At 39.6% G+C, this 26,174-nt stretch carries 21 protein-coding genes; 20 read left to right on the forward strand and 1 reads right to left on the reverse strand.

The window, feature by feature from the left end; all coding sequences use genetic code 11:
- Positions 1 to 102: 102 nt before the first annotated feature.
- The 16 genes from NMM26_RS07455 (at position 103) to NMM26_RS07530 (ending at position 18,768) form a co-directional block, all read left to right on the forward strand.
- Entirely contained in the window at positions 103 to 591 is a 489-nt protein-coding gene (locus tag NMM26_RS07455; protein WP_254754124.1) for a DUF5590 domain-containing protein, read from the forward strand.
- On the forward strand, positions 588 to 1,766 hold the full coding sequence (locus NMM26_RS07460) for a pyridoxal phosphate-dependent aminotransferase (protein ID WP_254754125.1): 1,179 nt from the start codon (positions 588 to 590) through the stop codon (positions 1,764 to 1,766). The genes NMM26_RS07455 and NMM26_RS07460 overlap by 4 nt, the downstream gene beginning before the upstream one ends.
- Before the next feature lie 15 nt (positions 1,767 to 1,781).
- Positions 1,782 to 3,128: an asparagine--tRNA ligase gene (asnS, locus tag NMM26_RS07465; RefSeq protein WP_161683683.1), complete on the forward strand. Its 1,347-nt coding sequence runs from the start codon at positions 1,782 to 1,784 to the stop codon at positions 3,126 to 3,128.
- Between the two features lie 527 nt (positions 3,129 to 3,655).
- A complete protein-coding gene (locus NMM26_RS07470) occupies positions 3,656 to 11,440 on the forward strand; it encodes a GEVED domain-containing protein (RefSeq protein ID WP_254754126.1) in 7,785 nt (2,594 codons plus the stop codon).
- Positions 11,441 to 11,603: 163 nt separating this feature from the next.
- A complete protein-coding gene (gene rpsF, locus NMM26_RS07475) occupies positions 11,604 to 11,894 on the forward strand; it encodes a 30S ribosomal protein S6 (protein ID WP_001151784.1) in 291 nt (96 codons plus the stop codon).
- 11 nt (positions 11,895 to 11,905) lie between these two features.
- Positions 11,906 to 12,376 carry a single-stranded DNA-binding protein SsbA gene (ssbA, locus tag NMM26_RS07480; protein ID WP_000609606.1) on the forward strand — a complete coding sequence of 157 codons (471 nt, stop codon included), beginning with the start codon at positions 11,906 to 11,908 and terminating at the stop codon, positions 12,374 to 12,376.
- A gap of 31 nt (positions 12,377 to 12,407) precedes the next feature.
- Positions 12,408 to 12,647: a 30S ribosomal protein S18 gene (rpsR, locus tag NMM26_RS07485; protein ID WP_000068664.1), complete on the forward strand. Its 240-nt coding sequence runs from the start codon at positions 12,408 to 12,410 to the stop codon at positions 12,645 to 12,647.
- Between the two features lie 148 nt (positions 12,648 to 12,795).
- Complete coding sequence (locus tag NMM26_RS07490; protein WP_254754141.1) at positions 12,796 to 13,299, forward strand: GNAT family N-acetyltransferase; 504 nt, start codon at positions 12,796 to 12,798, stop codon at positions 13,297 to 13,299.
- Positions 13,300 to 13,380: 81 nt separating this feature from the next.
- The gene (locus NMM26_RS07495) at positions 13,381 to 14,781 is read left to right on the forward strand and encodes a bifunctional Cof-type HAD-IIB family hydrolase/peptidylprolyl isomerase (RefSeq protein WP_254754127.1); all 1,401 of its coding nucleotides are present in this window, start codon (positions 13,381 to 13,383) and stop codon (positions 14,779 to 14,781) included.
- Position 14,782: 1 nt separating this feature from the next.
- Entirely contained in the window at positions 14,783 to 15,145 is a 363-nt protein-coding gene (locus NMM26_RS07500; protein WP_042901323.1) for a S1 RNA-binding domain-containing protein, read from the forward strand.
- A 52-nt stretch (positions 15,146 to 15,197) separates the two neighbouring features.
- Complete coding sequence (locus NMM26_RS07505; protein ID WP_254754128.1) at positions 15,198 to 15,947, forward strand: tRNA1(Val) (adenine(37)-N6)-methyltransferase; 750 nt, start codon at positions 15,198 to 15,200, stop codon at positions 15,945 to 15,947.
- Positions 15,937 to 16,221 (forward strand): GIY-YIG nuclease family protein, encoded by a 285-nt coding sequence (locus NMM26_RS07510; RefSeq protein WP_254754129.1) that lies wholly within the window; start codon positions 15,937 to 15,939, stop codon positions 16,219 to 16,221. The genes NMM26_RS07505 and NMM26_RS07510 overlap by 11 nt, the downstream gene beginning before the upstream one ends.
- Positions 16,222 to 16,306: 85 nt before the next feature.
- On the forward strand, positions 16,307 to 17,242 hold the full coding sequence (locus NMM26_RS07515) for a manganese-dependent inorganic pyrophosphatase (RefSeq protein WP_254754130.1): 936 nt from the start codon (positions 16,307 to 16,309) through the stop codon (positions 17,240 to 17,242).
- Between the two features lie 86 nt (positions 17,243 to 17,328).
- On the forward strand, positions 17,329 to 17,841 hold the full coding sequence (locus NMM26_RS07520) for a YiiX/YebB-like N1pC/P60 family cysteine hydrolase (RefSeq protein WP_254754131.1): 513 nt from the start codon (positions 17,329 to 17,331) through the stop codon (positions 17,839 to 17,841).
- On the forward strand, positions 17,825 to 18,475 hold the full coding sequence (locus NMM26_RS07525; RefSeq protein ID WP_254754132.1) for a DUF1803 domain-containing protein: 651 nt from the start codon (positions 17,825 to 17,827) through the stop codon (positions 18,473 to 18,475). Before NMM26_RS07520 ends, NMM26_RS07525 begins: the two co-directional genes overlap by 17 nt.
- Positions 18,476 to 18,576: 101 nt before the next feature.
- A complete protein-coding gene (locus NMM26_RS07530; protein WP_000051184.1) occupies positions 18,577 to 18,768 on the forward strand; it encodes a CsbD family protein in 192 nt (63 codons plus the stop codon).
- Between the two features lie 47 nt (positions 18,769 to 18,815).
- On the opposite strand, the gene NMM26_RS07535 is transcribed toward NMM26_RS07530, so the two are convergent.
- The gene (locus NMM26_RS07535; RefSeq protein ID WP_254754133.1) at positions 18,816 to 20,261 is read right to left on the reverse strand and encodes a UDP-N-acetylmuramoyl-L-alanyl-D-glutamate--L-lysine ligase; all 1,446 of its coding nucleotides are present in this window, start codon (positions 20,259 to 20,261) and stop codon (positions 18,816 to 18,818) included.
- Positions 20,262 to 20,366: 105 nt separating this feature from the next.
- Between NMM26_RS07535 and NMM26_RS07540 the strand changes: the two genes are divergently transcribed.
- The 4 genes from NMM26_RS07540 (at position 20,367) to NMM26_RS07555 (ending at position 26,174) form a co-directional block, all read left to right on the forward strand.
- Positions 20,367 to 21,992 (forward strand): polysaccharide biosynthesis protein, encoded by a 1,626-nt coding sequence (locus NMM26_RS07540; protein ID WP_254754134.1) that lies wholly within the window; start codon positions 20,367 to 20,369, stop codon positions 21,990 to 21,992.
- A 202-nt stretch (positions 21,993 to 22,194) separates the two neighbouring features.
- On the forward strand, positions 22,195 to 24,153 hold the full coding sequence (locus NMM26_RS07545) for a peptide ABC transporter substrate-binding protein (protein WP_045612049.1): 1,959 nt from the start codon (positions 22,195 to 22,197) through the stop codon (positions 24,151 to 24,153).
- 316 nt (positions 24,154 to 24,469) lie between these two features.
- Positions 24,470 to 24,925 (forward strand): hypothetical protein, encoded by a 456-nt coding sequence (locus tag NMM26_RS07550; RefSeq protein ID WP_254754135.1) that lies wholly within the window; start codon positions 24,470 to 24,472, stop codon positions 24,923 to 24,925.
- A 154-nt stretch (positions 24,926 to 25,079) separates the two neighbouring features.
- A complete protein-coding gene (locus NMM26_RS07555) occupies positions 25,080 to 26,174 on the forward strand; it encodes a cystathionine gamma-synthase (RefSeq protein WP_254754136.1) in 1,095 nt (364 codons plus the stop codon).

The raw sequence follows: 26,174 nt of genomic DNA on the forward strand, positions 1-26,174 counted from the left end.
CTGGAGTACAGCAAGGCGAAGCTGACGTGGTTTGAATTTGATTTTCGAAGAGTATTCTTATATTCACTTGTAATAAAGCCAGATAGATGGTAAAATAGACGAGTGAAAAAAAGACAAAAAAAAGCAAAAAATAATCTACTGTGGCAGTATGGTCTAGGGATGACGATTTTGTTTGTGGTTATCAGTGCTTCCTTTCTGTATCTGGTGTTTTTGGGTATGAAACCCTACCAAACAGCTAAAAGTGAAGGAGAAAAATTAGCTCAGCAGTATGCAGGATTAGAGCAGGCTGATCAGGTTGATTTATACAATGGCTTGGAATCCTATTACAGCGTTCTTGGTCGTAATAAACAGCAAGAAGCACTTGCTGTCCTGATCGGAAAAGATGACCATAAGATTTACGTTTATCAGCTAAATCAAGGTGTTTCACAAGAAAAAGCAGAAGCTGTTTCTAAGGAAAAAGGAGCTGGCGAGATTGACAAGATTACCTTTGGTCGTTATCAAGACAAACCAATCTGGGAAGTCAAGTCAGGATCTGATTTTTATCTAGTAGATTTTGAAACAGGAGCATTGGTCAATAAGGAGGGCCTATGAAACTATCCAACCGTGTTTTAGAAATGGAAGAAAGTGTTACTTTAGCTAGTGATGCGAGAGCAAAAAAATTAAAAGCTCAAGGTAAGGATGTCCTTTTCTTGACCTTGGGACAACCAGATTTTCACACTCCTGAAAATATTCAGGATGCAGCAGTTAAAGCTATTCGAGAAGGACAGGCTTCCTTCTATACAGTAGCTTCAGGCCTACCAGAATTAAAAGCTGCGGTGAATACCTACTTCGAGCGCTACTATGGCTATTCTGTCGCAAGTAACGAGGTTACCTTTGCTACAGGTGCCAAGTTCTCCCTCTATACTTTCTTTATGGCTGTAATTAACCCTTTAGATGAGGTTATTATTCCAACTCCATACTGGGTTAGTTATGGAGACCAGGTCAAGATGGCAGAAGGGATTCCAGTCTTTGTTCAAGCTAAAGAAGACAATGATTTTAAAGTCACGGTGGATCAACTAGAACTAGTTAGGACAGATAAGACAAAGGTTTTGGTTCTCAATTCACCATCTAATCCGACTGGTATGGTTTATACTCGTGAAGAATTACTTGCTATCGGAAATTGGGCAGTTGAGCATGACATTCTGATCTTAGCAGATGATATATACGGTCGCCTTGTTTATAATGGAAATGAATTTGTTCCAATCTCAAGTCTATCAGAAGCAATTCGTAAGCAAACCATTGTTATCAACGGTGTATCTAAGGCCTATGCCATGACGGGTTGGCGAGTTGGTTATGCGGTAGGTGATCCGGAAATCATTGCAGCTATGAGTAAATTGACAGGACAAACAACTTCAAATTTGACATCTGTTTCTCAATATGCGGCTATCGAAGCCTTAACAGGACCACAGGATTCTGTTGATATCATGCGTAAAGCTTTTGAGGAGCGTCTCAATACCATTTATCCGCTATTATGTGAGGTCCCTGGTTTTGAAGTTGTTAAGCCACAAGGAGCCTTCTATCTCTTTCCAAATGTTAAAAAAGCCATGGAGATGAAAGGTTATACGGATGTGACTGACTTTACAACAGCTATTCTTGAGGAAGTTGGTTTGGCACTCATAACAGGAGCTGGCTTTGGAGCGCCAGAAAATGTGCGCCTCAGCTATGCGACAGATCTAGACACACTTAAAGAAGCAGTTAAACGCTTGAAAGCATTTATGGAAAAATAAAAAAGAAAAGGAAAAATAATGACAAAACGTGTAACGATTATTGATGTAAAAGACTATGTTGGTCAAGAAGTGACGATTGGAGCTTGGGTTGCCAACAAATCAGGAAAAGGGAAAATCGCCTTCTTGCAATTGCGTGATGGAACAGCCTTCTTTCAAGGTGTAGCCTTTAAACCAAACTTTGTCGAAAAATTTGGTGAAGAAGTAGGACTTGAGAAGTTTGATGTTATCAAACGTTTGAGCCAAGAAACGTCTGTCTATGTGACAGGTATTGTCAAAGAAGATGAACGTTCTAAGTTTGGCTATGAGTTGGACATTACAGACATCGAAGTGATTGGTGAATCTCAAGATTACCCAATCACACCAAAAGAACACGGAACAGACTTTTTGATGGATAACCGTCACTTGTGGCTACGCTCTCGTAAGCAAGTAGCGGTGATGCAAATCCGTAACGCTATCATTTATGCGACTTATGAGTTCTTTGATAAGAACGGCTTCATGAAGTTTGATAGCCCAATTTTGTCAGGAAATGCGGCAGAAGACTCAACTGAACTCTTTGAAACTGACTATTTCGGAACTCCAGCCTACTTGAGCCAATCAGGTCAGCTTTACCTAGAAGCAGGTGCGATGGCTCTTGGTCGTGTCTTTGACTTTGGTCCAGTATTCCGTGCTGAAAAATCAAAAACACGCCGTCACTTGACTGAGTTCTGGATGATGGATGCTGAGTACTCATACTTGACACACGATGAGTCACTTGACTTGCAAGAAGCTTATGTAAAAGCTCTTCTACAAGGTGTTCTTGATCGTGCGCCTCAAGCCTTGGAAACCTTGGAACGTGATACAGAGCTCTTAAAACGCTACATTGCAGAGCCCTTCAAACGTATCACTTACGATCAAGCCATCGACCTCTTGCAAGAGCATGAGAATGATGAAGATGCTGACTATGAGCATCTTGAGCATGGTGATGACTTTGGTTCACCACATGAAACTTGGATTTCAAACCACTTTGGTGTGCCAACATTTGTCATGAACTACCCAGCAGCCATCAAGGCCTTCTACATGAAACCAGTTCCTGGAAATCCAGAGCGCGTGCTTTGTGCAGACTTGCTTGCTCCAGAAGGTTATGGAGAAATCATCGGTGGTTCTATGCGTGAGGAAGACTACGATGCCCTTGTCGCTAAGATGGATGAACTTGGTATGGACCGTACAGAGTACGAATTCTATCTTGACCTTCGTAAATACGGTACAGTTCCACACGGTGGATTTGGTATCGGTATCGAACGTATGGTAACCTTCGCAGCAGGAACAAAACACATCCGTGAAGCCATTCCGTTCCCACGTATGTTGCACCGTATTAAACCGTAAAAATATAATAGTAAAATAGGATAGATAAAACTCCTTGGAATCATAAAAATGCATAGTATCAGGTATTAAAAATTTTGATATTATGTGTTTTTTTGATAAAAAATTATTATATTTTCCTCTCAATTGATTTTTTTAACCAGTCTCATTTACAATCCTATAATGTTAGATGTTTCAAACAAAGTATTTGAAATTTTATTTTTTAAATGTTATACTAATAATTAGTTACTTAGGCTCAAAATAGTGTCTAATCAACTCTCTCTACTAACGTATAGTAATTCAGTCTTTATTTGTATGTACAGACATGTGTATATGTATAGAATAAGTGTGACGTTTCGAAAATAGAGGTGACTGTCCGTTTCCTCTTTAGGTAATCCTTAGGATATATCTATCTAACGTTTGCACTTTTTATGTGACATCAGAAAGATCTACAATTTTAACTGAATGGCTATTAGTATGAGATAGAAAGATTGGCCAGGAGTTAGGTATATAGAAAAAAATAATTTTATAAAAGGAGGTTGTAACTCTAAATGAAGGGGAAACAACAAGATTTTAGAACGGAAAAGTATATTCGTTATGGTATTCGTAAGTATAGCTTTGGAGCGGCATCAGTAGCGATTGCTGCTGGTTTAATGTTCTTGGGAAATGGAGCAGTTGCAGCTACTGAACAAAATCCAGTTTCAGACTCTAAAGAAAATATTCAAAAAGTAGAAAATGCTTCTCCAGAATTAGGAGCAAGTACTATTCAGTTGACAGAAAAGACAGCTGAAACACCTAAGAAAGAAGAAGTTCAAGTAAATAAGTCACTTCTTGAAACGAGTATTTCAAATTTAGAGACTGCATTATCAAATGCTAAGTATGCGGATGCCTCAGTTGTAGCCAATGCTCGTGAAGCCTTAGCTACTGCGAAAGCTGTTTTGGCAAATGAAACTGCCAAGCAAGAAGAGATAAATATTCAAAAAGATATTCTTTCTTCATTGAAAACAGTTGTAACAGAATCAAACAAGCTAGGATTAGAAACAAAAGAGGCTGATAAAGATAAGGCGGCAAAAGAAGAAGCAGAAAAAAGCATCACACCAACAGAAAAATCTGTTTCTGCTGCAACAACTATCTTGACACAAGTTTCTTCAGAAGCTGATGTAACTAATACACTTGCTGCTACAGAACTTCGTAAGAAAGAAGTATCAGAAGAAAATAGAGTAGCAGTTGAAGCAGCGGTTGCTAAAAACCAAGCGGTACTTAACGAATCAAAAGTACTTTTAGCTGACAAGAGCATTACAAAGGAACAAGTAGATGCTCAATTAGAACGTTTAAATGAATCGATTCTTGCAGTCTACAGTGAACTGAAAAAAGCAGGAATTGGTCGTGACGGTAAATTTGAGGTAGTTTTAGCAGATTTAGCTGAAAAAGTTGACGAAGCGCCATTAACTGAAGCTCAACAAGCTGATCACTGGAAAAAATATGCTGATAAAAACACTGAACGCTTAAAACACCAAATTAAATGGTTTGATATCACAAGTAAAACAGCAGTCGTTGAAAATCTTGGTGACGGTGGAAAACTAAAAGTTGGAACCAAGTTCAAGCAAGAATTGACTCCTGGATATGTTGTGGAAATGGAAGTTACAGCCTTAAAACCATTTAACTCAACTGACGTTTATAAAGAACGTGGTGGAGCAGGATATGATGCGAATGCTAAAAACGTTTATTCAGATGGAACTGAAGCAGAAGTTAAAGTTGTTCGTCAAGGTGGATATTCTGTTGCGAAAACAAATGGAATTGATACAGGTGGTACGACAGTAATCCAATCTGTAAAAAATGGAGCAAACGTTGGGGTAGAATTCAAAGTTAAAGCAACTTTAAATGGTAAAGAAGTACCAGCGAACGTTGTATTTGCTACAGGGGAAGAAGCGGGTTCATCTGAGATTGAAATCTACAAAACCGATGGGGATGGATTCGAATTAGTTACTGAATTATCGAATACAAACTATCGAGTACCAACTGCTCGTTCTTATACTGCAGAAACTTATGATAACCGTTATAACTTAAGTCCAGTAGGAAATGGTCAAGGTCGTCAATTAGGACAATCTTACTCTATCGAAGGAAAAGGAAAAACAGCCTTTGAACCATTTATCGCTGATAAAGCAAAAGGTTTCCGTTCAACAGAAATTACTGAAGAAACAGTATCTACTGTAACAGATAAAGATGGAAAAGTGTATAGTGATGGTTTAGGAACACAAGTATTTGGACCAGCGGTTACTCACCGTGATTCTGGTATGTCTACACCAGTTGTGTTAACACGTAATGCTAAAAACCTAGGGGTTTATATCCTATCAAGTGGTCAACAAGGGGCTATGTTCGGATTCATGGTATTAGACGAAGGGGATGCTCCAGCCTCTTATGGTAAAGTAGGTCACGCTATCGCAAAAGGTGCTGGAATTACTCAACCATACTTAGGTGCAAAAGAGCCAGATGTTGATATCCGTACGGAGAAAATTACAGATGAAACAGCCTTCAAATATGATGATGTGAACGGTGAAGGCGGAGACGAAGGTGCTCGCCAATTAATGGGTGATAAAGTAGCTCAAGGCGACAACTACAAATTGAAAAAAGTTAACGCTGGAACTTACTCAATGACATTTGACGCTCACTTAGGTGGCGGTAAAAATGCATTCGTAAATGGATGGATTGACTTTAACGGAAATGGTAAATTCGATGAAAACGAAGGTGCTGGAGCTGTTGAAGTAACAAAAGATGGAGAAGTAACACTAACTTGGACAACTCCTGTTCAAAACGTAGATGTAACTGCGACTAAATTAGCAACTCGTTTACGTATCGCAAATGATAAAGCAGATGTTAAAGAAGCGACAGGAATTGCCTACTCTGGGGAAGTAGAAGACTTCCAAATCCAACAAACAATTCCACCACGTGGTACAAAAGAAGAAACGTACGATATTCAAGGTGCAACTCAAAATTCAACTATTAAATTCAACGCTTATGGAAATAAGGATTATAATTTCGAAGAAAAAGCAGCTATTGATGAAACAGTGAAACCACAAATCGTTAAACCTGATGGTTCAGTTGTGACGGATGCTGAATTAGTAGATGGTTACTATGTAGTACCAGGACAAGGTAAATATAAAGTTACAGCTAAAGGAAAAGACGTTAGCGTAGAATTCGTTCCAGAAGCTACATTCGTTGGAGATGCAGATGGTATTACAATCCGTCGTACAGATACGAACGGTGCTACAACTGGATGGGGTAAAATTGGTAAACCAATCGTCAACGGTGAAGGAAATAACGGAGACCAATTAACATTAATCAGTGAACAAGTAACACCAGAAGGCGCTTCAGAAAAAGGTTCAATGGATGGACGTTATATCCCTCACGTAATGAAACGTGAAATCGTAGATGGAAAAGAGAAATCTAACGATATTCAAGGAGCGAAACAAACAAGAACTCCTGAATTCAAAGATACTGCGAATAACAAGATTACTCCTTCAGAAGAATTCCCAGCTAAGTTAGTGGATCCTAAGACAGGAAATCCAACAGATGAAACTGAAATTCCAGCTACAAAAGATGGTAAAACAATCGGTACTTACACGATTACACCTACAACAGGAGAAGTAGTATTCACACCAAATAAAGACTTCACAGGCGATCCAGACCCAGTTAAAGTATCATTTACAGGTAAAGTTGGGGTAGACAAAGATGGAAACCCAGTAACTTCAACAGGTACAGTAACTTACCAACCAACAGTTAAACCAGTAACACCAACTGCAGAAGGTGGAGAAACGACTAAACCTCAAGGTGAAACTCAAGAACAAGAAATTACATTTACAGCAGGTAAAAACACTGTTACTTACTTAGATAAGAACGATAACCCAGTAGAAGTTGAAAAATCAGTTCCAATGAATCCTGATGCTTACACATTATTAGGTGAAGATGGACAACTAGCTACTGAAGTTCCAGCGAAAAAACCAGATGGAACAGTAATTGGGACATATACATTAACAGTAGTGGATGGAATACCAACAGCTGTATTTACACCAACAGATAAAACTTATGTTGGACCAGTTCTTCCAGTAACAATCCAAGGGGAAGATGAAAATGGTACAAAAGCAACTGCTAAGTACACACCACATATCACACCAGTAGAACCAACAGCACAAGAAGCAGAATCTACTGCAAAACAAGGGGATACTCAAAAAGGAAAACCTACATTCACACCAGGTTCAGAAAATTCAACAATGAAACCTGAAACATTAACGTTAGTGGATGACAGTGGAAACCCAGTTGAAACATTACCAGCAACAGATAAAAATGGTAATAAAGTAGGAGATTACACAGTAGATAAAACTACAGGAGAAGTAATCTTCACACCAACGAATAAAACATATGCAGGTCCAGTATTACCAGCCCGTGTTCGTATGCAAGACTCAAACGGAACACCAGCAGAAACAAACTATACTCCAAACATCGTTCCAGTAAGACCACAAGGGCAACCAGCTGAATCAAAAGCTCCTCAAGGACAAACTCAAGAAGGAACAGTATCATTCACTGGAGGAACAGTTACAGTAAATGGTAAAGAAGAAACTGTTGCGATTCAAGAAGGAACTGCAAGACTATTAGATCAAAATGGTAATCCATTAGAACCAACTGCGAAACAAGACGTAATGGGACCAGATGGTAATAAGATCGGGGAATACTCAATCGACCCAACTACGAATAAAGTAACGTACACACCAACTGATTTACAATACACTGGTAAAGTACCAGCAGCAGTTGTTCAAGCGTTAGACGTAAATGGAACACCTGCGGTTACAACTTATACACCAAGTATTATTCCAGAAACACCAACTGCAGAAGAAGCAACTTCTATCAAACCTCAAGGACAAGTTCAAAAGGGAACAGTAACATTCACAGCAGGGTCAGAAGTAACACCAATCGTTACAAGTAAAACGACATTATTAGACGAAAACAATCAACCAGCTGAAGAAGTTCCAGCTAAGAGTCCAGAAGGTAAAGTAATTGGTAAATATACATTAAATAAAGATACTGGTGAAGTAACCTTTACTCCAGATCCAACAGTACCGTATGCAGGCGATGTAGTTCCTGTATCAGTACGTGGAGAAGATACAAACGGTTCACAAGTTACAACAACTTACACACCATCGATTATTCCAGTTAACCCAAGTGCAAATCCTGCTAAATCAGAAGGACCACAAGGGGTAGAACAATCAGGAACTGTTGAATTTATTCCAGGTAACCCAAATAAAGAACCAGAATCACCAGCTCCAATCGTTAAATCTACCATTAAGTTACTAGATAAATCAGGAAATGAAGCTGAAACAGTAACGGTTACTAAAGACGGTAAAGAAATCGGAGTTTACTCATTAGTTAAAGATGAAAATGGAGTACCAACAGGTGAAGTGAAATTCACACCAACAGATAAAACGTATGTTGGAGAAGTTGAACCAGTAACAGTACAAGCAAAAGATACAAATAGTACTGTAGCGAAAACAACTTACACACCTAAATTTACTGGGGTAACACCAACAGGAACACCTGTAGAATCAACAGGAATCCAAGGTAAAACTCAAGAAGGTACACCAACATTCACAGCAGGTGACGTGAAAGTACCAATCAAGATTGATGAAACTCAACCAGCGACATTCTATAATCCTGTTACAAAAGAACCAATCGCAGAAACTGAAATTCCAGCTACTAAAGATGGAAAAGAAGTTGGTAAGTACAAAATTGATCCAAAAACTGGAACAGTAACATTCACACCAAATAAAGACTTCACAGGAACACCAGATCCAGTGACAGTACAAGCAAAAGATGCGAATGGAACACCAGCAACGGCTACTTATACACCAACAGTAACACCAGTAACCCCAACAGGAACACCTGTAGAATCAACAGGAATCCAAGGTAAAACTCAAGAAGGTACACCAACATTCACACCAGGAAACAGCGAAGTGCCAATCACAATTACAGATGAGCAACCAGCGACATTCTATAATCCTGTTACAAAAGAACCGATTACAGAAACTGAAATTCCAGCTACTAAAGATGGAAAAGAAGTTGGTAAGTACACAATTGATCCAAAATCAGGAAAAGTAACATTCACACCAAACAAGGACTTCACAGGAACACCAGATCCAGTGACAGTACAAGTAAAAGATGCGAATGGAACACCAACAACAGCGACTTACACACCAACAGTTACACCTGTAACACCAGAAGGAAAACCTGCAGAATCAACAGGAATCCAAGGTAAAACTCAAGAAGGTACACCAACATTCACAGCAGGAAACCCAGAAGTACCAATCACAATTACAGATGAGCAACCAGCACAATTCGTAGTAGATGGAAAACCTGTAACAGAAAAAGAAATTCCAGCGAAAGATAAAGATGGAAAAGAAGTTGGTAAGTACACAATTGATCCAAAATCAGGAAAAGTAACATTCAAACCAAATAAAGACTTCACAGGTACACCAGTGCCAGCGACAGTACAAGTAAAAGATGCGAATGCAACACCAACAACGGCTACTTACACACCAACAGTTACACCTGTAACACCAACAGCAGAAGGTGATAAATCAACAGGACTTCAAGGAAAAGTACAAACAGGAACACCTAAATTTACACCAGGTAACCCAGAAGTACCAATGGACAATGAAGTACCAGCAACATTCGAAGATGGAAGTACTGTTAAAACAGTAGAAGGTGTTGGTAAATTCGAAGTTGCCAAAGATGGAAAAGTAACATTCACACCAGAAAAATCATTTACAGGAGAAGCACCAGCGGTAACTGTAAAACGTGTAGATAAGAATGGAACACCAGCAACAGCAACTTACACACCAACAGTAACACCAGTAACTCCAACATCTGAAGGGAAAACATCTGAAGGAGCTAAAGGTGAAGTTCAAACAGGAAAACCAACATTCACACCAGGAAATCCAGAAGTACCAATGGATGATGAAGTACCAGCAACATTTGAAGATGGAAGCACTGTTAAAACAGTAGAAGGTGTTGGTAAATTCGAAGTTGCCAAAGATGGAACGGTAACATTTACACCAGAAAAATCATTTACAGGAAAAGCACCAGCTGTTACTGTAAAACGTGTAGATAAGAACGGAACACCAGCAACAGCAACTTACACACCAACAGTTCGTCCTGATACTAAGTTTGTAGTAGTAGGAAAAGATGGAAAAGAAACAGAACTTATCCCATCTAAAGATGGAGAACAACCATCTGAACCAGTTCCAGGCTACAAAGTTGTTAAGACTGAAACAGATGAAAAAGGTAATACGAAACACATCTATGAAAAAGTAACAACTTCATTCAAGGATAAAGAAGGAAACGAAATTCCAGGATATCCAACAGAAGAAGGTACAACACCTAAGAAAGATAATATTCCAGGATATCGCTTCGTAGAAACGAAAACACTTCCAAATGGGGATACAGAACATGTCTACGAGAAGGTGAAAACTTCATTCAAGGATAAAGAAGGAAACGAAATTCCAGGATATCCAACAGAAGATGGAGACCAACCGAAGAAAGATATCCCAGGATACAGATTCGTAGAGACTAAGAAACTTCCAAACGGAGATGTGGAACACGTATACGAAAAAGTGAAAACTTCATTCAAGGATAAAGAAGGAAAAGAAATTCCAAACTATCCAACAGAAGATGGAGATCAACCGAAGAAAGATATCCCAGGATACAGATTCGTAGAGACTAAGAAATTACCAAACGGTGATATCGAACATATCTATGAAAAAGTTGTAACACCAACGCCTACTCCAACACCACAAAAAGAGGAGAAAGTGACTACTTATGTAGACGAAAAAGGAAATCCAATTCGCCCAACGAAAAATGGAGAGCATCCAAGTGAAAATATTCCAGAATTTGAACTTGTGAGAACAGAAAAAGATGCGAAAGGTAATGTACGTCATGTCTACCGTAAAGTGACAACACCAGAAACATCAATTATCACAACATTTGTGGACGAAAATGGTAACCCAATTCTTCCAAATGAAAATGGTGAAGTTCCAGCTAAAGATATCCCAGGATATGAATTAGTAAGAACAGAAAAAGATGCAAACGGAAATGTTCGTCATGTTTATCGTAAGGTTCAAGAAACAACACAAGAGCAACCAGCGCAACAAACAGCAGTGAAAGAAGCTGAAGGTAAACGCGAATTGCCAAATACTGGTACCGAAGCTAACGCTAGCCTCGCAGCGCTTGGACTCCTTGGAGCCCTAAGTGGATTTGGACTTCTTACTCGCAAGAAGAAAGAAGACTAAAAACGCATAGTTTTTAAGAAGATGATTCGTCATCTTCTTTTTTTATTTTAGTCTTTTTACTTGCGTAAAAAATTGTTTTCTAGTATAATAGTTTATTGTGAGCGAACCTCACTTACCCCTTGCAAAGTCTGGGGGTCATTAGACCAAAAGGAGGAACATATCAATGGCTAAATACGAAATTCTTTATATCATTCGTCCAAACATTGAAGAAGAAGCTAAAAACGCTTTGGTAGCACGTTTTGACTCTATTTTGACTGACAACGGTGCAACTGTTGTTGAATCAAAAACTTGGGAAAAACGTCGTCTTGCATACGAAATCAAAGATTTCCGTGAAGGACTTTACCACATCGTTAACGTTGAAGCAAACGACGATGCAGCTCTTAAAGAGTTTGACCGTCTTTCAAAAATCAACGCTGACATTCTTCGTCACATGATCGTCAAAACTGACGCGTAAGAAGGTAAACTATGATTAACAATGTTGTACTTGTAGGGCGTATGACACGTGACGCTGAGTTGCGTTATACCCCATCAAATGTAGCAGTTGCGACTTTTACTCTTGCAGTAAACCGTACATTTAAGAGTCAAAATGGCGAACGTGAGGCTGATTTTATCAATGTCGTTATGTGGCGCCAACAGGCTGAAAACCTTGCTAACTGGGCTAAAAAAGGCTCACTTATCGGGGTGACAGGTCGTATCCAGACTCGTAGTTACGATAACCAGCAAGGACAACGTGTCTACGTGACAGAGGTCGTGGCTGAGAATTTCCAAATGTTGGAAAGCCGTAGTGTGCGTGAAGGTCACACAGGTGGAGCTTACTCTGCCCCAACTGCAAACTATTCAGCACCTACAAATTCAGTACCAGACTTTTCACGTGATGAAAATCCATTTGGAGCAACAAATCCATTGGATATTTCAGATGATGATTTACCATTCTAATGGACAACTAAAATTATAAAGGAGAAAAAACATGGCTCAACAACGTCGTGGCGGATTCAAACGCCGTAAAAAAGTTGATTACATCGCAGCAAACAAAATTGAATATGTTGATTACAAAGATACTGAGCTTCTTAGCCGTTTCGTTTCAGAACGTGGGAAAATCCTTCCTCGTCGTGTAACAGGAACTTCAGCTAAAAACCAACGTAAAGTAACAACAGCTATCAAACGCGCTCGCGTAATGGCTTTGATGCCTTTCGTAAACGAAGATTAAAAAAGAGGTCCGGGTGGACCTCTTTTTCATGAGCTTGAAAACAAGAAAGCGAATTAAGACCCCAACGGGTCTTTTTTCACGAGATAGTTTTTTTCTGACCTTGGCGTGCTATAATGGTATAGAAAGAGTAAAGGTGGGTAAGTCAAAGATGAATTGTACGATTAGAAATATGATTAAGTCTGATATTGAATCCTTATCTCATGGATTTATGAATCAAGGTTGGCCTGGTAGAGAAGAAATCTTAGCTAGCTATTTTTGGGAGCAAGCAAGTGGCGACAGAGAAGTCTTGGTAGCGACTATGAATGGAGTAGTGGCAGGTTATATTACCATTTTGCCCTCTGCTAAACATGGTCCTTTTGCAGAAGTCTATCCAGAATTATCAGATTTTAATGTGTTTGAGCCTTTTCGAAATCAAGGGATTGGGAATCAACTGCTAGAAGAAGCAGAAAAACGAGTCAAGTTTGTTTCGAGTAAGGTCACTCTTGGTGTAGGTTTGCACTTGGGGTATGGTCCTGCCCAGAGATTGTATATTAAACGAGGCTATATTCCAGATGGTACAGGTGTCTGGTATCGAAATCAACCCTTGGAAATGAATGCAACTAGCCAAAATAATGATGATTTGGTTTTGTATTTAGTAAAGGAATTCGGATAAGAGACAAGGATTTTATTGGGGATGTGGGATTTCTCTACTTTATGGTATAATGGAAAGAGTTAGATTGAAAGAGGTAGTGAGATGGATGCCAAATTAAGATACAAGGCAAAGAAGATCAAGATTGTCTTTTTTGATATTGATGATACATTGCGAAATTCAAAGACAGGTTTTATTCCAGCTTCAATCCCAACTGTTTTTAAGCAATTACGTGAGAAAGGAATTTTGACAGGTATTGCTTCTGGACGAGGGATTTTTGGTGTCGTTCCGGAGATTCGTGAGCTCAAGCCTGACTTTTTTGTAACTTTGAATGGGGCTTATATCGAAGATAAAAAAGGTCAGGTCATTTATCAACATCAGATCGATAAGTCAGATGTTGAGGAGTATATCTCTTGGGCTAAGCAAGAAGTAATTGAGTATGGCTTGGTTGGGAGTCATGACGCCAAATTGTCGATTCGCACCGATATGATTAGTGAAGCTATTAATCCAATTTATCCTGATTTAGATGTGGATCCAGATTTTCATGAGAAAGAAGACATCTATCAGATGTGGACTTTTGAAGATAAAGGAGATGACTTGCACTTGCCTGACAGTCTCTCAGACAAACTTCGCATGGTTCGTTGGCATCAACATTCGTCTGATATTGTGCCGATTTCAGGCTCCAAAGCGACAGGTGTGGAAAAGGTTGTGGAACACCTTGACTTGAAACCAGAGAACGTCATGGTTTTTGGAGATGGCCTCAACGACTTGGAACTCTTTGATTACGCTGGTATCAGCGTTGCAATGGGAATTTCTCATGATAACATCAAAGAAAAAGCAGATTATATTACAAAAACATTGGAAGAAGATGGCATTTTTGATGCCTTAGAAGGATTTGGTATGGTAGAAAAAGAATTGCATTTCCCACAGGTAGACATTGAAACAGTAGAAGGTCCTATCGCGACTATTAAGACCAATCACGGAGACTTGCGTATCAAGCTTTTCCCTGAACATGCTCCTAAAACAGTGGCTAACTTTGTAGCTCTTTCAAAAGATGGTTACTATGATGGTGTCATTTTCCATCGTATTATCAAGGACTTTATGATTCAAGGTGGAGACCCAACTGGAACTGGTATGGGTGGCGAATCAATCTACGGCGAATCATTTGAGGATGAATTCTCAGAAGAACTTTACAATATCCGTGGTGCTCTTTCCATGGCCAATGCTGGTCCAAATACCAACGGCAGCCAGTTCTTTATCGTGCAAAACCAACACCTGCCTTATTCTAAGAAAGAAATCGCTCGTGGTGGTTGGCCAGAACCGATTGCGGAAATCTATGCAGAGCAAGGAGGAACTCCTCATCTAGACCGTCGTCACACTGTTTTTGGTCAGTTAGCTGATGAAGCTTCTTACTCTGTCTTAGATACCATTGCTGCTGTTGAGACAGGGGCTATGGACAAGCCAGTTGAAGATGTTGTGATTGAAACAATTGAAATCGAGGACTAAGATGAAAATCGGTGATAAGCTAAAGGGGCGTATTACAGGGATTCAGCCCTACGGAGCCTTTGTTGAGCTAGAGACGGGTGATACGGGGCTGATTCACATTTCAGAGATTCGAACAGGCTTTATTGAAAATATTCATGAAGCCTTGAAAGTCGATGAAGAGGTTCTGGTTCAGGTAGTGGATTTAGATGAATTTACAGGGAAAGCTAGTCTTTCTATCCGCACTTTGGAGGAAGAAAAGCACCAGTTTCCGAGACGGCGACGTTTTTCAAGCGACCGTTTTAACTACGGCTTTGCTCCTCTTAAACGAATGATGCCAATTTGGACCAAGGAAGCCCTTCAACATTTGAAGAATCAGAAGCACTAGTTAGAAATCTCTATCTTTTGTAATGTTAATATAAATTTGCTATAATAAGACCATGGAAGAAGAACAATTATTAAAATCAGGAGAGCGTATTAACCAGCTCTTTTCGACAGATATTAAAATCATTCAAAATAGAGAGGTTTTTAGCTATTCGGTGGATAGTGTTCTCTTGTCACGCTTTCCACGTTTCCCTAAGAAGGGATTGATTGTGGATTTCTGTGCTGGGAATGGAGCAGTAGGGCTTTTTGCCAGCACTCGTACCCAGGCACAGATTTTGGCTGTTGAGATTCAGGAGCGTTTGGCGGATATGGCTGAACGCTCTGTCCGTTTGAATTCTTTGGAAGAGCAGATGGAAGTCATCTGTGATGATTTGAAAAATATGCCTTCTCGTATACAGGGAAGTAAGGTGGATATGATTTTGTGTAATCCGCCCTATTTCAAGGTGGACCCTCATTCTAATCTGAACGAGAGTGAACATTATCTCTTGGCGCGCCATGAAATCACGACCAATTTGCAGGAAATCTGTCGTAGTGCTCAGAGCATTCTCAAGTCTAATGGGCGTTTGGCCATGGTTCATCGTCCTGATCGACTTTTAGATATCTTGGACAGCTTGCAACGACATAATTTAGCACCTAAGCGTCTGCAATTTGTCTATCCAAAAAAGGAAAAGGAAGCTAATATGCTCTTGATTGAGGCCATCAAGGATGGTTCAACAAGTGGCTTTAAGGTCTTACCACCTCTCATTGTTCACAATGATGATGGCTCTTATACGCCTGAATTCGAAGAGATTTATTATGGATCATAAGGCTTATATGTACGTGCTGGAGTGTCGTGATGGATCTTACTATACAGGCTATACGACTGATGTGAGAAGACGTCTCGCTGTCCACAATAGTGGGAAGGGAGCCAAATATACGCGAGCACGCTTGCCAGTCAAACTTATCTATGCTCAAGGTTTTGCCAGTAAGGAAGAAGCCATGTCGGCAGAAGCCCTTCTCAAGCGTAAGAAGAGGTCACAGAAGGAAAGATTTTTATCTGAAAATCAAGATAGAAATTTACTCAGTTATTTTGAAGAGTAGCGGGGAGTCCTTTGACTCCTCTTACTTTTGTCAAAAAGCGAAAAAAATGCTACAATAAAGAGAATAAACAAAATGAGGTATTATCATGTCTAAGATTCTAGTATTTGGTCACCAAAATCCAGACTCAGATGCCATCGGGTCATCTGTAGCCTTTGCCTACCTTGCAAAGGAAGCTTACGGTTTGGATACGGAAGCTGTTGCCCTTGGAACTCCAAATGAAGAAACAGCCTTTGTCTTGAACTATTTTGGTGTAGAAGCACCGCGTGTTATCACTTCTGCTAAAGCAGAAGGCGCAGAGCAAGTTATCTTAACTGACCACAATGAATTTCAACAATCTGTATCAGATATCGCTGAAGTAGAAGTTTATGGTGTTGTGGACCACCACCGTGTGGCTAATTTTGAAACTGCAAGCCCACTTTATATGCGTTTGGAGCCAGTTGGATCAGCATCTTCAATCGTTTACCGTATGTTCAAAGAACATGGTGTAGCTGTGTCTAAAGAGATTGCTGGTTTGATGCTTTCAGGTTTGATTTCAGATACCCTTCTTTTGAAATCGCCAACAACACACCCAACAGATAAAGTTATTGCTTCTGAATTAGCTGAATTGGCTGGTGTCAACTTGGAAGAGTATGGTTTGGCTATGTTGAAAGCTGGTACAAACTTGGCTAGCAAATCTGCTGAAGAATTGATTGACATCGATGCTAAGACTTTTGAATTGAACGGAAACAATGTTCGTGTTGCCCAAGTAAACACAGTTGACATCGCTGAAGTTTTGGAACGTCAAGCAGAAATTGAAGCTGCAATGCAAGCTGCTAACGCAGCAAATGGTTATTCTGACTTTGTCTTGATGATTACAGATATCGTCAACTCAAACTCAGAAATCCTAGCACTTGGTGCTAACATGGACAAGGTTGAAGCAGCCTTCAACTTCAAACTTGAAAACAATCATGCTTTCCTTGCTGGTGCTGTTTCACGTAAGAAACAAGTGGTACCTCAATTGACTGAAAGCTTTAATGCTTAAGATTTTGAGTGTCAATTCAAATTAGGAAATTCTAGTTTGAATTATATCGAAAGGAGTTTCGGCTCCTTTTTTTCTAGGAGTGAAGCATGTTAGAAAATGGAGATTTGATTTTTGTGAGGGATGATTCTGACATGGGACAGGCCATCCAGATTTCCACAGGCCACTATAACCATGTTGCTATTTATTTGGATGGGATGATTTACCACGCTAGTGGAAAGGCTGGTGTAGTCTGTCAGGGACCGGCAGACTTCTTTGAGTCCAATCATTTGTACGACCTCTATGTCTTCCCAGAAATGGATATCCAATCTGTGAAGGAAAGAGCTTGTAGACATCTGGGAGCTTCTTATAATGCTTCTTTCTATCCAGATGGAACTGGTTTCTACTGTTCTCAGTATATGGCAGAAATTCTCCCCATTTTTGAAACTATTCCTATGAAATTTGGGGATGGGGAGCAGGAGATTAGTGATTTTTGGAGAGAGTATTACAGAGAACTAGGTCTGCCTGTTCCTTTGAACCAAGCTGGGACCAATCCTAGTCAGTTGGCAGCATCGCCTCTGTTAGAATGTAAAGAAAGGAATCTTCATGATTCAGATTTTTAATCCATCTAGTTTGACGAGACAGCCATTTTTTGAAGAATTGATCTGCTATCTGGACCAGCATGAGGATGTGATTTTACGGGAAATCAAGACCCAATTTCCAGATGTAGCAGTTGATAAACTCATGGAAGAGTATATAAAGGCTGGCTTGATTCTACGGGAAAATAAGCGCTATTATCTCAATCTTCCTTTGCTTGAGTCGCTCGATAGTCTCGAACTGGATCAAGAGATTTTTGTCAGCGAAGCTAGTCCGGTCTATCAAGCCTTATTGGAGCAGACTTTTGAGACGGAATTACGAAATCAAACCAATGCAGCTATTTTAGTTGAAAAGACGGACTTTGCACGAACAAAAATGACCCTGTCCAATTATTTCTATAAGGTAAAACATCAGTATCCTTTGACAGAAAAACAACAGGAACTTTATGACATTTTAGGAGATGTCAATCCTGAGTATGCACTCAAATATATGACGACTTTTTTGTTGAAATTTCTCAAAAAAGACCAGCTTATGCAGAAACGTCGTGATATCTTTGTGGATAGTTTAGTTGTCCTAGGCTATATTGTCCAAAATGAAGACGGAAAGTATGAACTGACCGTCGATTTTGATAAGGAAAGATTAACTTTCTACTTGGCCTGATTTCTTATCTCTGAGCACATTGTTTGACTTTACTTAGTATTTGGTATAAACTATATGTAACCGGTAACACATATCGGAATAAAATTAAAGGAGACAATCATATGTCACTTGAAAACAAATTGGAACAAGCAACAGGCGCTATCAAAGAAGGATTTGGTAAAGTTACTGGGGATAGCAAGACTGAAGCAGAAGGCGCTGTAGAAAAGACAGTTGCTAAGGCAAAAGAAGTAGTTGAAGATGCTAAAGGTGCTGTAGAAGGTGCCGTTGAAGGTTTGAAAAACGCTTTTAAATAAAAATAGAAAAAATCAAGGGTTTCGTTTCCCTTGATTTTTTTACTATCTTATAAATAATTTTCTGCGACGGCTGCATCTCCTGGATAGGCTTCTTTCTTGCCCTGAACGATTTGGTAGCAATCGGCTCCCTTACCAGCGATAATGACAGCATCTAATGCTTGATTTGTGATAGCCATGGCTGCCTTGATAGCTTCTTGGCGATCCGCAATTTTTTCAACAGGATGATTGATGTAGCTACTAATTTCATCTGCAATGGCCATTGGGTCTTCATAGTTGGGGTCATCAGCAGTCAGAAAGACTTGAATCTCAGGGTGTTGATTGAGGAGGAGGCCAAAGTCCTTACGACGGCTTTCTCCCTTGTTTCCTGTCGAACCTAACACCAGAGCAATCTTTCCTGTTTGATGAGTCTCTACAACCTTGATTAGTTTTTTGAGACTGTCACCATTGTGGGCATAGTCGATGAAAACCTTGGCTCCATTTTTCTGGGTGAGGACTTCCATACGACCAGGAACTCGGGTTGCAGCGATTCCTTTTTTGATGTCCTCAAGACTTGCTCCGAGACGAAGACAAGCAAGTCCAGCAGCAACGGCATTTTCTTGGTTAAAGTGGCCAATGAGTTGAATATCATAATCTCCAGCGAGTTTACCCGTAGCTGAAAAGCTAAAGGCTTTGGAATTCTCGATTTGGTTGCTCGACTGACTACCGTAGAAATCATGGTCTTGATCTGCCACTTGTTCTTTCAAGACAGAAAAGTGGTCCATGTCACTGTTAATGATGACTGCTAGGCTATTTTCCATTAAGAGACGTTTGTGGTAGAAGTAGTCTTCAAAGCTAGGGTGTTCAATCGGGCCGATATGGTCGGGACTGATATTGAGGAAAACTCCCACATCAAAGGTTAGACCATAGACACGTTTGACCAGATAGGCCTGACTGGATACTTCCATGATGAGGTGGGTACGGTCATTTTGCACAGCTTGATTCATCATATCAAAGAGATCAATACTCTCAGGGGTTGTCAATGCTGACTTAAAGAAAGTCTTGCCATCTAGAGTTGTATTCATGGTCGACAACATTGCAGGGCGATTCCCTTGAGATAAGATGTTATAAGCGAAATAGGCTGCTGTTGTCTTACCCTTAGTACCAGTAAAGGCAAGGAGTTTGAGTTTTTTCTGTGGATTTCCATAAAATTCCATAGCTACCAAACTCATGGCTTTCTTGATATCACTGACGATAATAGCAGGAATACCAACTTCGTAGTCCTTTTCTGCGACATACCAAGTTAAGCCTTGTGTTATAGCAGAAAGAAGGTATTCTTTTTTAAAGGCAGCGCCTTTTGCGAAAAAAAGAGTGTCTTCTTTTACTTTTCGGCTGTCGTAACTAATGCTATCAAAAACAATTTTGCTGTAGTTATAGTGGTAATGACCTTGGTCAATAATTTCACGAAAAAGGCCATCTTTCTTTAATATATCTAATACGGTTTCAATCTTAATCATACTTTCTATTATAAACTTCAAGTCTGAATTTTACAAGTAACAAGGAAAAGTTTATAATGGAAGATGAGGAATTTTTCCTAGTTATTAAAATTAAATGAGGAATCTATGTCTAACGAAAACAATCACCAGCAGGCCCAGATGTTACGGGGGACTGCTTGGCTAACGGCTAGTAACTTTATCAGTCGTCTACTCGGTGCCATTTATATCATCCCTTGGTATATCTGGATGGGGTCTTATGCGGCTACAGCAAATGGTCTCTTTACCATGGGCTACAATATCTATGCCTGGTTCTTGCTGGTTTCAACAGCAGGGATTCCAGTTGCAGTGGCTAAGCAAGTGGCCAAGTATAATACCATGCGAGAAGAAGAGCATAGCTTTGCCCTGATTCGGAGCTTTTTGGGCTTTATGATAGGACTAGGTTTGGTTTTTGCTTTAATCTTGTATGTCTTTGCTCCTTGGCTAGCAGACTTATCTGGCGTGGGCAAAGACTTAATCCCAATCATGCAGAGCTTGGCTTGGGCGGTCTTGATTTTCCCATCGATGAGTGTGATTCGAGGTTTCTTCCAAGGGATGAATAACCTGAAACCTTATGCCATGAGCCAAATCGCTGAGCAGGTCATTCGTGTTATCTGGATGCTCTTAGCTACCTTTATCATTATGAAGCTTGGTTCGGGAGACTATCTGGCAGCGGTTACCCAATCCACCTTTGCTGCCTTTGTCGGCATGGTAGCTAGTTTTGCAGTTTTGATCTATTTCCTTGCCAAAGAAGGATTACTTAAAAGAGTCCTTGAAACAGGAGATAAGATAAACAGCAAGCGTCTTTTGGTCGACACCATTAAGGAAGCCATTCCTTTTATCTTGACAGGGTCTGCTATCCAGCTTTTCCAAATCTTGGACCAAAATACCTTTATCAATAGCATGAAGTGGTTTACAAACTATAGTAATGAAGACTTAATTGTCATGTTTTCTTATTTCTCTGCCAATCCTAATAAAATCACTATGATTTTGATTTCGGTTGGAGTTTCGATTGGGAGTGTCGGTTTGCCACTTTTGACTGAAAACTATGTTAAGGGGGACTTGAAGGCAGCTTCTCGTCTAGTTCAGGACAGCATCACTATGCTTTTCCTATTCTTGCTACCAGCAACGGTTGGAGTAGTCATGGTAGGAGAACCTCTCTATACTGTCTTCTATGGCAAGCCAGATAGTTTGGCTATGGGATTGTTTGTCTTTGCAGTTTTGCAGTCTACTATTTTAGGCTTGTACATGGTTTTGTCTCCAATGCTTCAAGCCATGTTCCGCAACCGCAAGGCCGTTCTCTATTTTATCTATGGTTCCATTGCCAAGCTGGTCTTACAACTGCCAACCATTGCTCTCTTTCACAGTTATGGACCTTTGATTTCCACAACCATCGGCCTTATTATTCCTAATGTTTTGATGTATCGGGACATTTGCAAGGTAACTGGTGTTAAGCGCAAGGTGATTTTGAAACGAACCATTTTAATCAGTTTGTTAACTCTTTTCATGTTTCTTGTAGTTGGGACATTGCAGTGGATTTTAGGATTTGTCTTCCAACCAAGTGGACGTTTGTGGAGTTTCCTATATGTAGCTCTTGTCGGTGCCATGGGGGGAGGAGTTTACGGATTCTTGAGTCTTCGTACCCGTTTATTGGATAAGGTGATTGGACAAGCCCAAGCTAATCGCTTACGAGCAAAATTAAGAATTTCTCAATAATTTTTTTATAAATAAAAGGGATAATTTGAACATTTCTATCATGAAATGCTTGAATTATTCTCTTTTTTATTAATTTGTATTATATTTTTTATAATTTGTAGATAGTAATTTAATTTTTCTTAAATTTTACTTAAAAAACTATTGACTAAATAAAACCTGTAATGTATAATAAGACAAATATTTAAATCAGGAGGTTCTGGAAATGAAAAAGTCTAAGGCCAAGTATGCAACGCTTGCAGGTGTCGTGTTAAGTGCAGGTATTTTGTTAAGTGCCTGTGGAAATTCTAGCACAGGGTCAAAAACATACAATTATGTTTATTCAAGTGATCCATCTAGTTTGAACTATCTAGCAGAAAACCGTTCAACAACTACTGATATTGTGACCAACCTGGTAGATGGTCTCATGGAAAATGACCAATATGGGAACTATGTCCCATCCTTGGCTGAGGATTGGAGTGTTTCTAAGGACGGTTTGACCTATACCTACAAACTGCGGAAAGATGCTAAATGGTATACTGCAGATGGAGATGAATATGCTCCTGTAACTGCCCAAGATTTTGTCACTGGTTTGAAATATGCGGCTGATAAAAAATCAGAAGCCTTGTACTTAGTGCAAGAATCCGTTGCAGGTTTAGATGACTATATCACTGGTAAAACAAGCGACTTTTCAACTGTCGGAGTCAAGGCTCTTGATGACCAAACCGTTCAATATACCTTGGCACGACCAGAACCTTACTGGAACTCAAAAACAACCTCAACTATTCTCTTCCCAGTCAATGCGGATTTCTTGAAATCAAAAGGGGATGATTTTGGGAAGGTAGATCCATCTAGCATTTTGTACAATGGACCTTTCTTGATGAAATCCTTTGTTTCAAAATCGGTCATCGAATACAAGAAAAATCCTAACTACTGGGATGCTAAAAATGTCTTTGTAGATGATGTGAAATTGACTTATTTTGATGGTAGTGACCAAGATGCGTTAGCACGTAATTTTACCGAAGGTGTTTATAGCTATGCTCGTCTCTATCCAAACAGTTCAAGCTTTGAAGGGATTAAAGAAAAGAATAAGGACAATATCATCTATAGCATGCAAGATGCTACTTCTTACTTCTTAAACTTCAATTTAGATAGAAAATCTTATAAATTCACTTCCAAGACAAGTGATGCTGAAAAGAAATCGACTCAAGAAGCGGTTCTTAACAAGAACTTCCGTCAAGCCATTAATTTTGCCTATGACCGTACGGCCTATGGGGCCCAATCTCAAGGAGAAGAGGGGGCAACTAAGATTTTGCGTAACCTAGTTGTTCCTCCAAACTTCGTAAGTATCAATGGAAAAGACTTTGGTGAAGTAGTTGCGTCTAAAATGGTCAACTATGGTAAGGAATGGCAAGGAATCAACTTTGCAGATGCCCAAGATCCATACTACAATCCAGAAAAAGCTAAAGCTAAATTTGCTGAAGCTAAGAAAGAACTCCAAGCCAAAGGAGTCCAATTCCCTATACACTTAGATAAAACTATAGATTTGGCTAATAAGGCTGAAATTCAAGGGATTAATTCCATGAAGCAATCAATAGAATCTGTCTTAGGTGCAGATAATGTTGTGATTGATGTTCATCAACTTTCTACAGAGGACTATGATAGTTCAGGTTATCTTGCTCAAACTGCAGCTCAGAAGGATTATGATCTTTACAATGGTGGTTGGACTCCAGACTATCAAGATCCTTCAACTTACCTCGATATCTTTAGTGTCAACAGCGGAGGTATGTTGCAAAACCTTGGTTTAGAGCCAGGTGAAGTTAATGACAAGGCCAAGGCTGTTGGGTTGGATGTCTATACTCAAATGTTGGAAGAAGCTAATAAGGAGCAAGATCCAGCTAAACGTTATGAGAAATATGCTGATGCCCAAGCTTGGTTAGTAGATAGCTCTCTAGCAATTTCAAATGTTTCACTAGGCGGAACACCAACATTGAGAAAAATCGTTCCTTTCTCAACACCATATTCATTGGCTGGTAATAAAGGGGTTGAATCCTATAAATACCTCAAATTACAAGATAAGACAGTTACAAAAGACGAATATGAAAAAGCCAAAGAAAAATGGTTGAAAGAAAAAGAAGAATCTAATAAAAAAGCTCAAGAAGAATTGGCAAAACATGTCAAATAAGGATTTTTCAAGAAAAACGATGGTTTCGAAGGAAACTGTCGTTTTTTTATAGAATGATGGCGAATTTGGAAGAAAAGTGCTTACATTTTTTAAATTGTTTATTAGATTTATGATATAATGAATATAATAAAAGGTGTGAGAAGCTATTTTTTAAATCCTCTTCCAGTGTTAACTGAAGTATGCACATGCTAGGATGATTTTATAGGAGGGATGCTGTCTACTGGAAAAGTAAGATAAAATGTAACAAATGATAAGTTCTTCTTTTATGTGAAGAGTTCTTATCTGTCTATTTACTAATCGTTATGGAGGTAAGATCATGGGTGCTATTATGGAGTTTGCAACAGAAAAACAGATTGAATCATTTCTCTCAATTTGCCACATTGAAGGGCAAAAGAATTTTCTGATGGCTTTTAAGAAAAAGACATGGTTGAAATCCTTTATTGATTTCTTCATTATAGGAGGGACTTACTATGTTCAGTCGAGTGTGAAGCCTAAGATTCTGGCATTCACACCTAAGGGAATCTACTTGATGGACATCAGTGATGTAACAGAAAATCATTCTAATCACGTCGAAGAGATGCCTTGGAATCAAGTCAAAGATTTTACTTATAAGCCAGTCTTGAATACAGTTAGGCTGAACTGGCACTATCAAAATGAAGACTATATTTTTTCTGTGGATGTCGGTCAGATTGGTCAGCATGTGAGCAAATACCAATTTAACAAAGACCATTATGACTATTTAGCCCAACACGATTTCTTTCAGTCCAAGTAATCATCGTCACAAAAGGATCTGGAATATTTTCTGGATTCTTTTTAGCTTTACTCGATAAGTCTATAGTTTGAAACTATAACTAGCTCTTGAAAAGAAGAAAATGAGTTGATGAAAATAAGTGGTACAATAGTTACTATAGATTTGGAGGTATTGTATGAGCAAGGAATTACACATCAACACAATTTTGGCCCAGGCGGGTATTAAATCAGATGAAGCGACAGGAGCTTTGGTGACACCGCTTCATTTTTCAACGACCTATCAGCATCCAGAGTTTGGTAAATCTACTGGATTTGACTATACGCGTACCAAAAACCCAACTCGCACTAAGGCAGAAGAAGTCTTGGCGGCTATTGAGTCAGCAGACTATGCTCTAGCTACTAGCTCAGGTATGTCAGCTATTGTACTGGCCTTTAGCGTCTTTCCAGTAGGAAGTAAGATCTTGGCTGTCCGTGACCTTTATGGTGGTTCTTTCCGCTGGTTCAACCAAGTGGAGCAAGAAGGTCGTTTCCATTTTAACTATGCCAATACAGAAGAAGAGTTGATTGCCGAGTTGGAGAAGGACGTGGATGTTCTCTATATCGAAACGCCAACCAATCCCTTGATGTTGGAATTTGATATCGAAAAACTAGCAAAATTGGCTCATGCTAAGGGTGCCAAAGTGGTGGTGGACAATACCTTCTACAGCCCTATCTACCAACGTCCGATTGAAGATGGAGCAGATATCGTTCTTCATTCAGCAACCAAGTATCTAGCAGGCCACAATGATGTCTTGGCTGGAGTGGTTGTGACCAATAGTTTAGAACTATACGAAAAACTCTTCTACAATCTCAATACGACAGGGGCAGTCTTGTCACCGTTTGACAGCTATCAATTGATTCGTGGTCTCAAGACCTTGTCTCTTCGTATGGAGCGCTCAACAGCTAACGCCCAAGAAGTGGTTGCCTTTTTGAAGGATTCTCCAGCAGTCAAGGAAGTTCTCTATACTGGTCGTGGAGGTATGATTTCCTTTAAAATAGCCGATGAAACACGCATTCCACATATCTTGAACAGTCTCAAGGTCTTCTCTTTTGCGGAAAGTTTGGGTGGGGTAGAAAGTCTCATTACTTATCCAACGACGCAAACTCACGCTGATATTCCAGCAGAAGTCCGCCATTCTTATGGTTTGACAGATGACCTCTTGCGTTTGTCGATTGGGATTGAGGATGCTAGAGATTTGATTGCAGATTTGCGCCAAGCCTTGGAAGGATAA

It is taken from the genome of Streptococcus sp. CF7_Ac1-8 (assembly GCF_024295435.1).
Lineage (GTDB): Bacteria > Bacillota > Bacilli > Lactobacillales > Streptococcaceae > Streptococcus > Streptococcus mitis_AP.

Coding starts and splice junctions, on each gene's coding strand:
- NMM26_RS07505 (WP_254754128.1), top strand. CDS start 15,198: ATGGAAGAAGAACAATTATTAAAATCAGGAGAGCGTATTAACCAGCTC.
- NMM26_RS07525 (WP_254754132.1), top strand. CDS start 17,825: ATGATTCAGATTTTTAATCCATCTAGTTTGACGAGACAGCCATTTTTT.
- NMM26_RS07555 (WP_254754136.1), top strand. CDS start 25,080: ATGAGCAAGGAATTACACATCAACACAATTTTGGCCCAGGCGGGTATT.
- NMM26_RS07500 (WP_042901323.1), top strand. CDS start 14,783: ATGAAAATCGGTGATAAGCTAAAGGGGCGTATTACAGGGATTCAGCCC.
- ssbA (WP_000609606.1), top strand. CDS start 11,906: ATGATTAACAATGTTGTACTTGTAGGGCGTATGACACGTGACGCTGAG.
- NMM26_RS07490 (WP_254754141.1), top strand. CDS start 12,796: ATGAATTGTACGATTAGAAATATGATTAAGTCTGATATTGAATCCTTA.
- NMM26_RS07460 (WP_254754125.1), top strand. CDS start 588: ATGAAACTATCCAACCGTGTTTTAGAAATGGAAGAAAGTGTTACTTTA.
- NMM26_RS07535 (WP_254754133.1), bottom strand. CDS start 20,261: ATGATTAAGATTGAAACCGTATTAGATATATTAAAGAAAGATGGCCTT.
- NMM26_RS07470 (WP_254754126.1), top strand. CDS start 3,656: ATGAAGGGGAAACAACAAGATTTTAGAACGGAAAAGTATATTCGTTAT.
- rpsF (WP_001151784.1), top strand. CDS start 11,604: ATGGCTAAATACGAAATTCTTTATATCATTCGTCCAAACATTGAAGAA.
- NMM26_RS07550 (WP_254754135.1), top strand. CDS start 24,470: ATGGGTGCTATTATGGAGTTTGCAACAGAAAAACAGATTGAATCATTT.
- NMM26_RS07530 (WP_000051184.1), top strand. CDS start 18,577: ATGTCACTTGAAAACAAATTGGAACAAGCAACAGGCGCTATCAAAGAA.
- rpsR (WP_000068664.1), top strand. CDS start 12,408: ATGGCTCAACAACGTCGTGGCGGATTCAAACGCCGTAAAAAAGTTGAT.
- NMM26_RS07510 (WP_254754129.1), top strand. CDS start 15,937: ATGGATCATAAGGCTTATATGTACGTGCTGGAGTGTCGTGATGGATCT.
- NMM26_RS07495 (WP_254754127.1), top strand. CDS start 13,381: ATGGATGCCAAATTAAGATACAAGGCAAAGAAGATCAAGATTGTCTTT.
- NMM26_RS07540 (WP_254754134.1), top strand. CDS start 20,367: ATGTCTAACGAAAACAATCACCAGCAGGCCCAGATGTTACGGGGGACT.
- NMM26_RS07545 (WP_045612049.1), top strand. CDS start 22,195: ATGAAAAAGTCTAAGGCCAAGTATGCAACGCTTGCAGGTGTCGTGTTA.
- NMM26_RS07520 (WP_254754131.1), top strand. CDS start 17,329: ATGTTAGAAAATGGAGATTTGATTTTTGTGAGGGATGATTCTGACATG.
- NMM26_RS07515 (WP_254754130.1), top strand. CDS start 16,307: ATGTCTAAGATTCTAGTATTTGGTCACCAAAATCCAGACTCAGATGCC.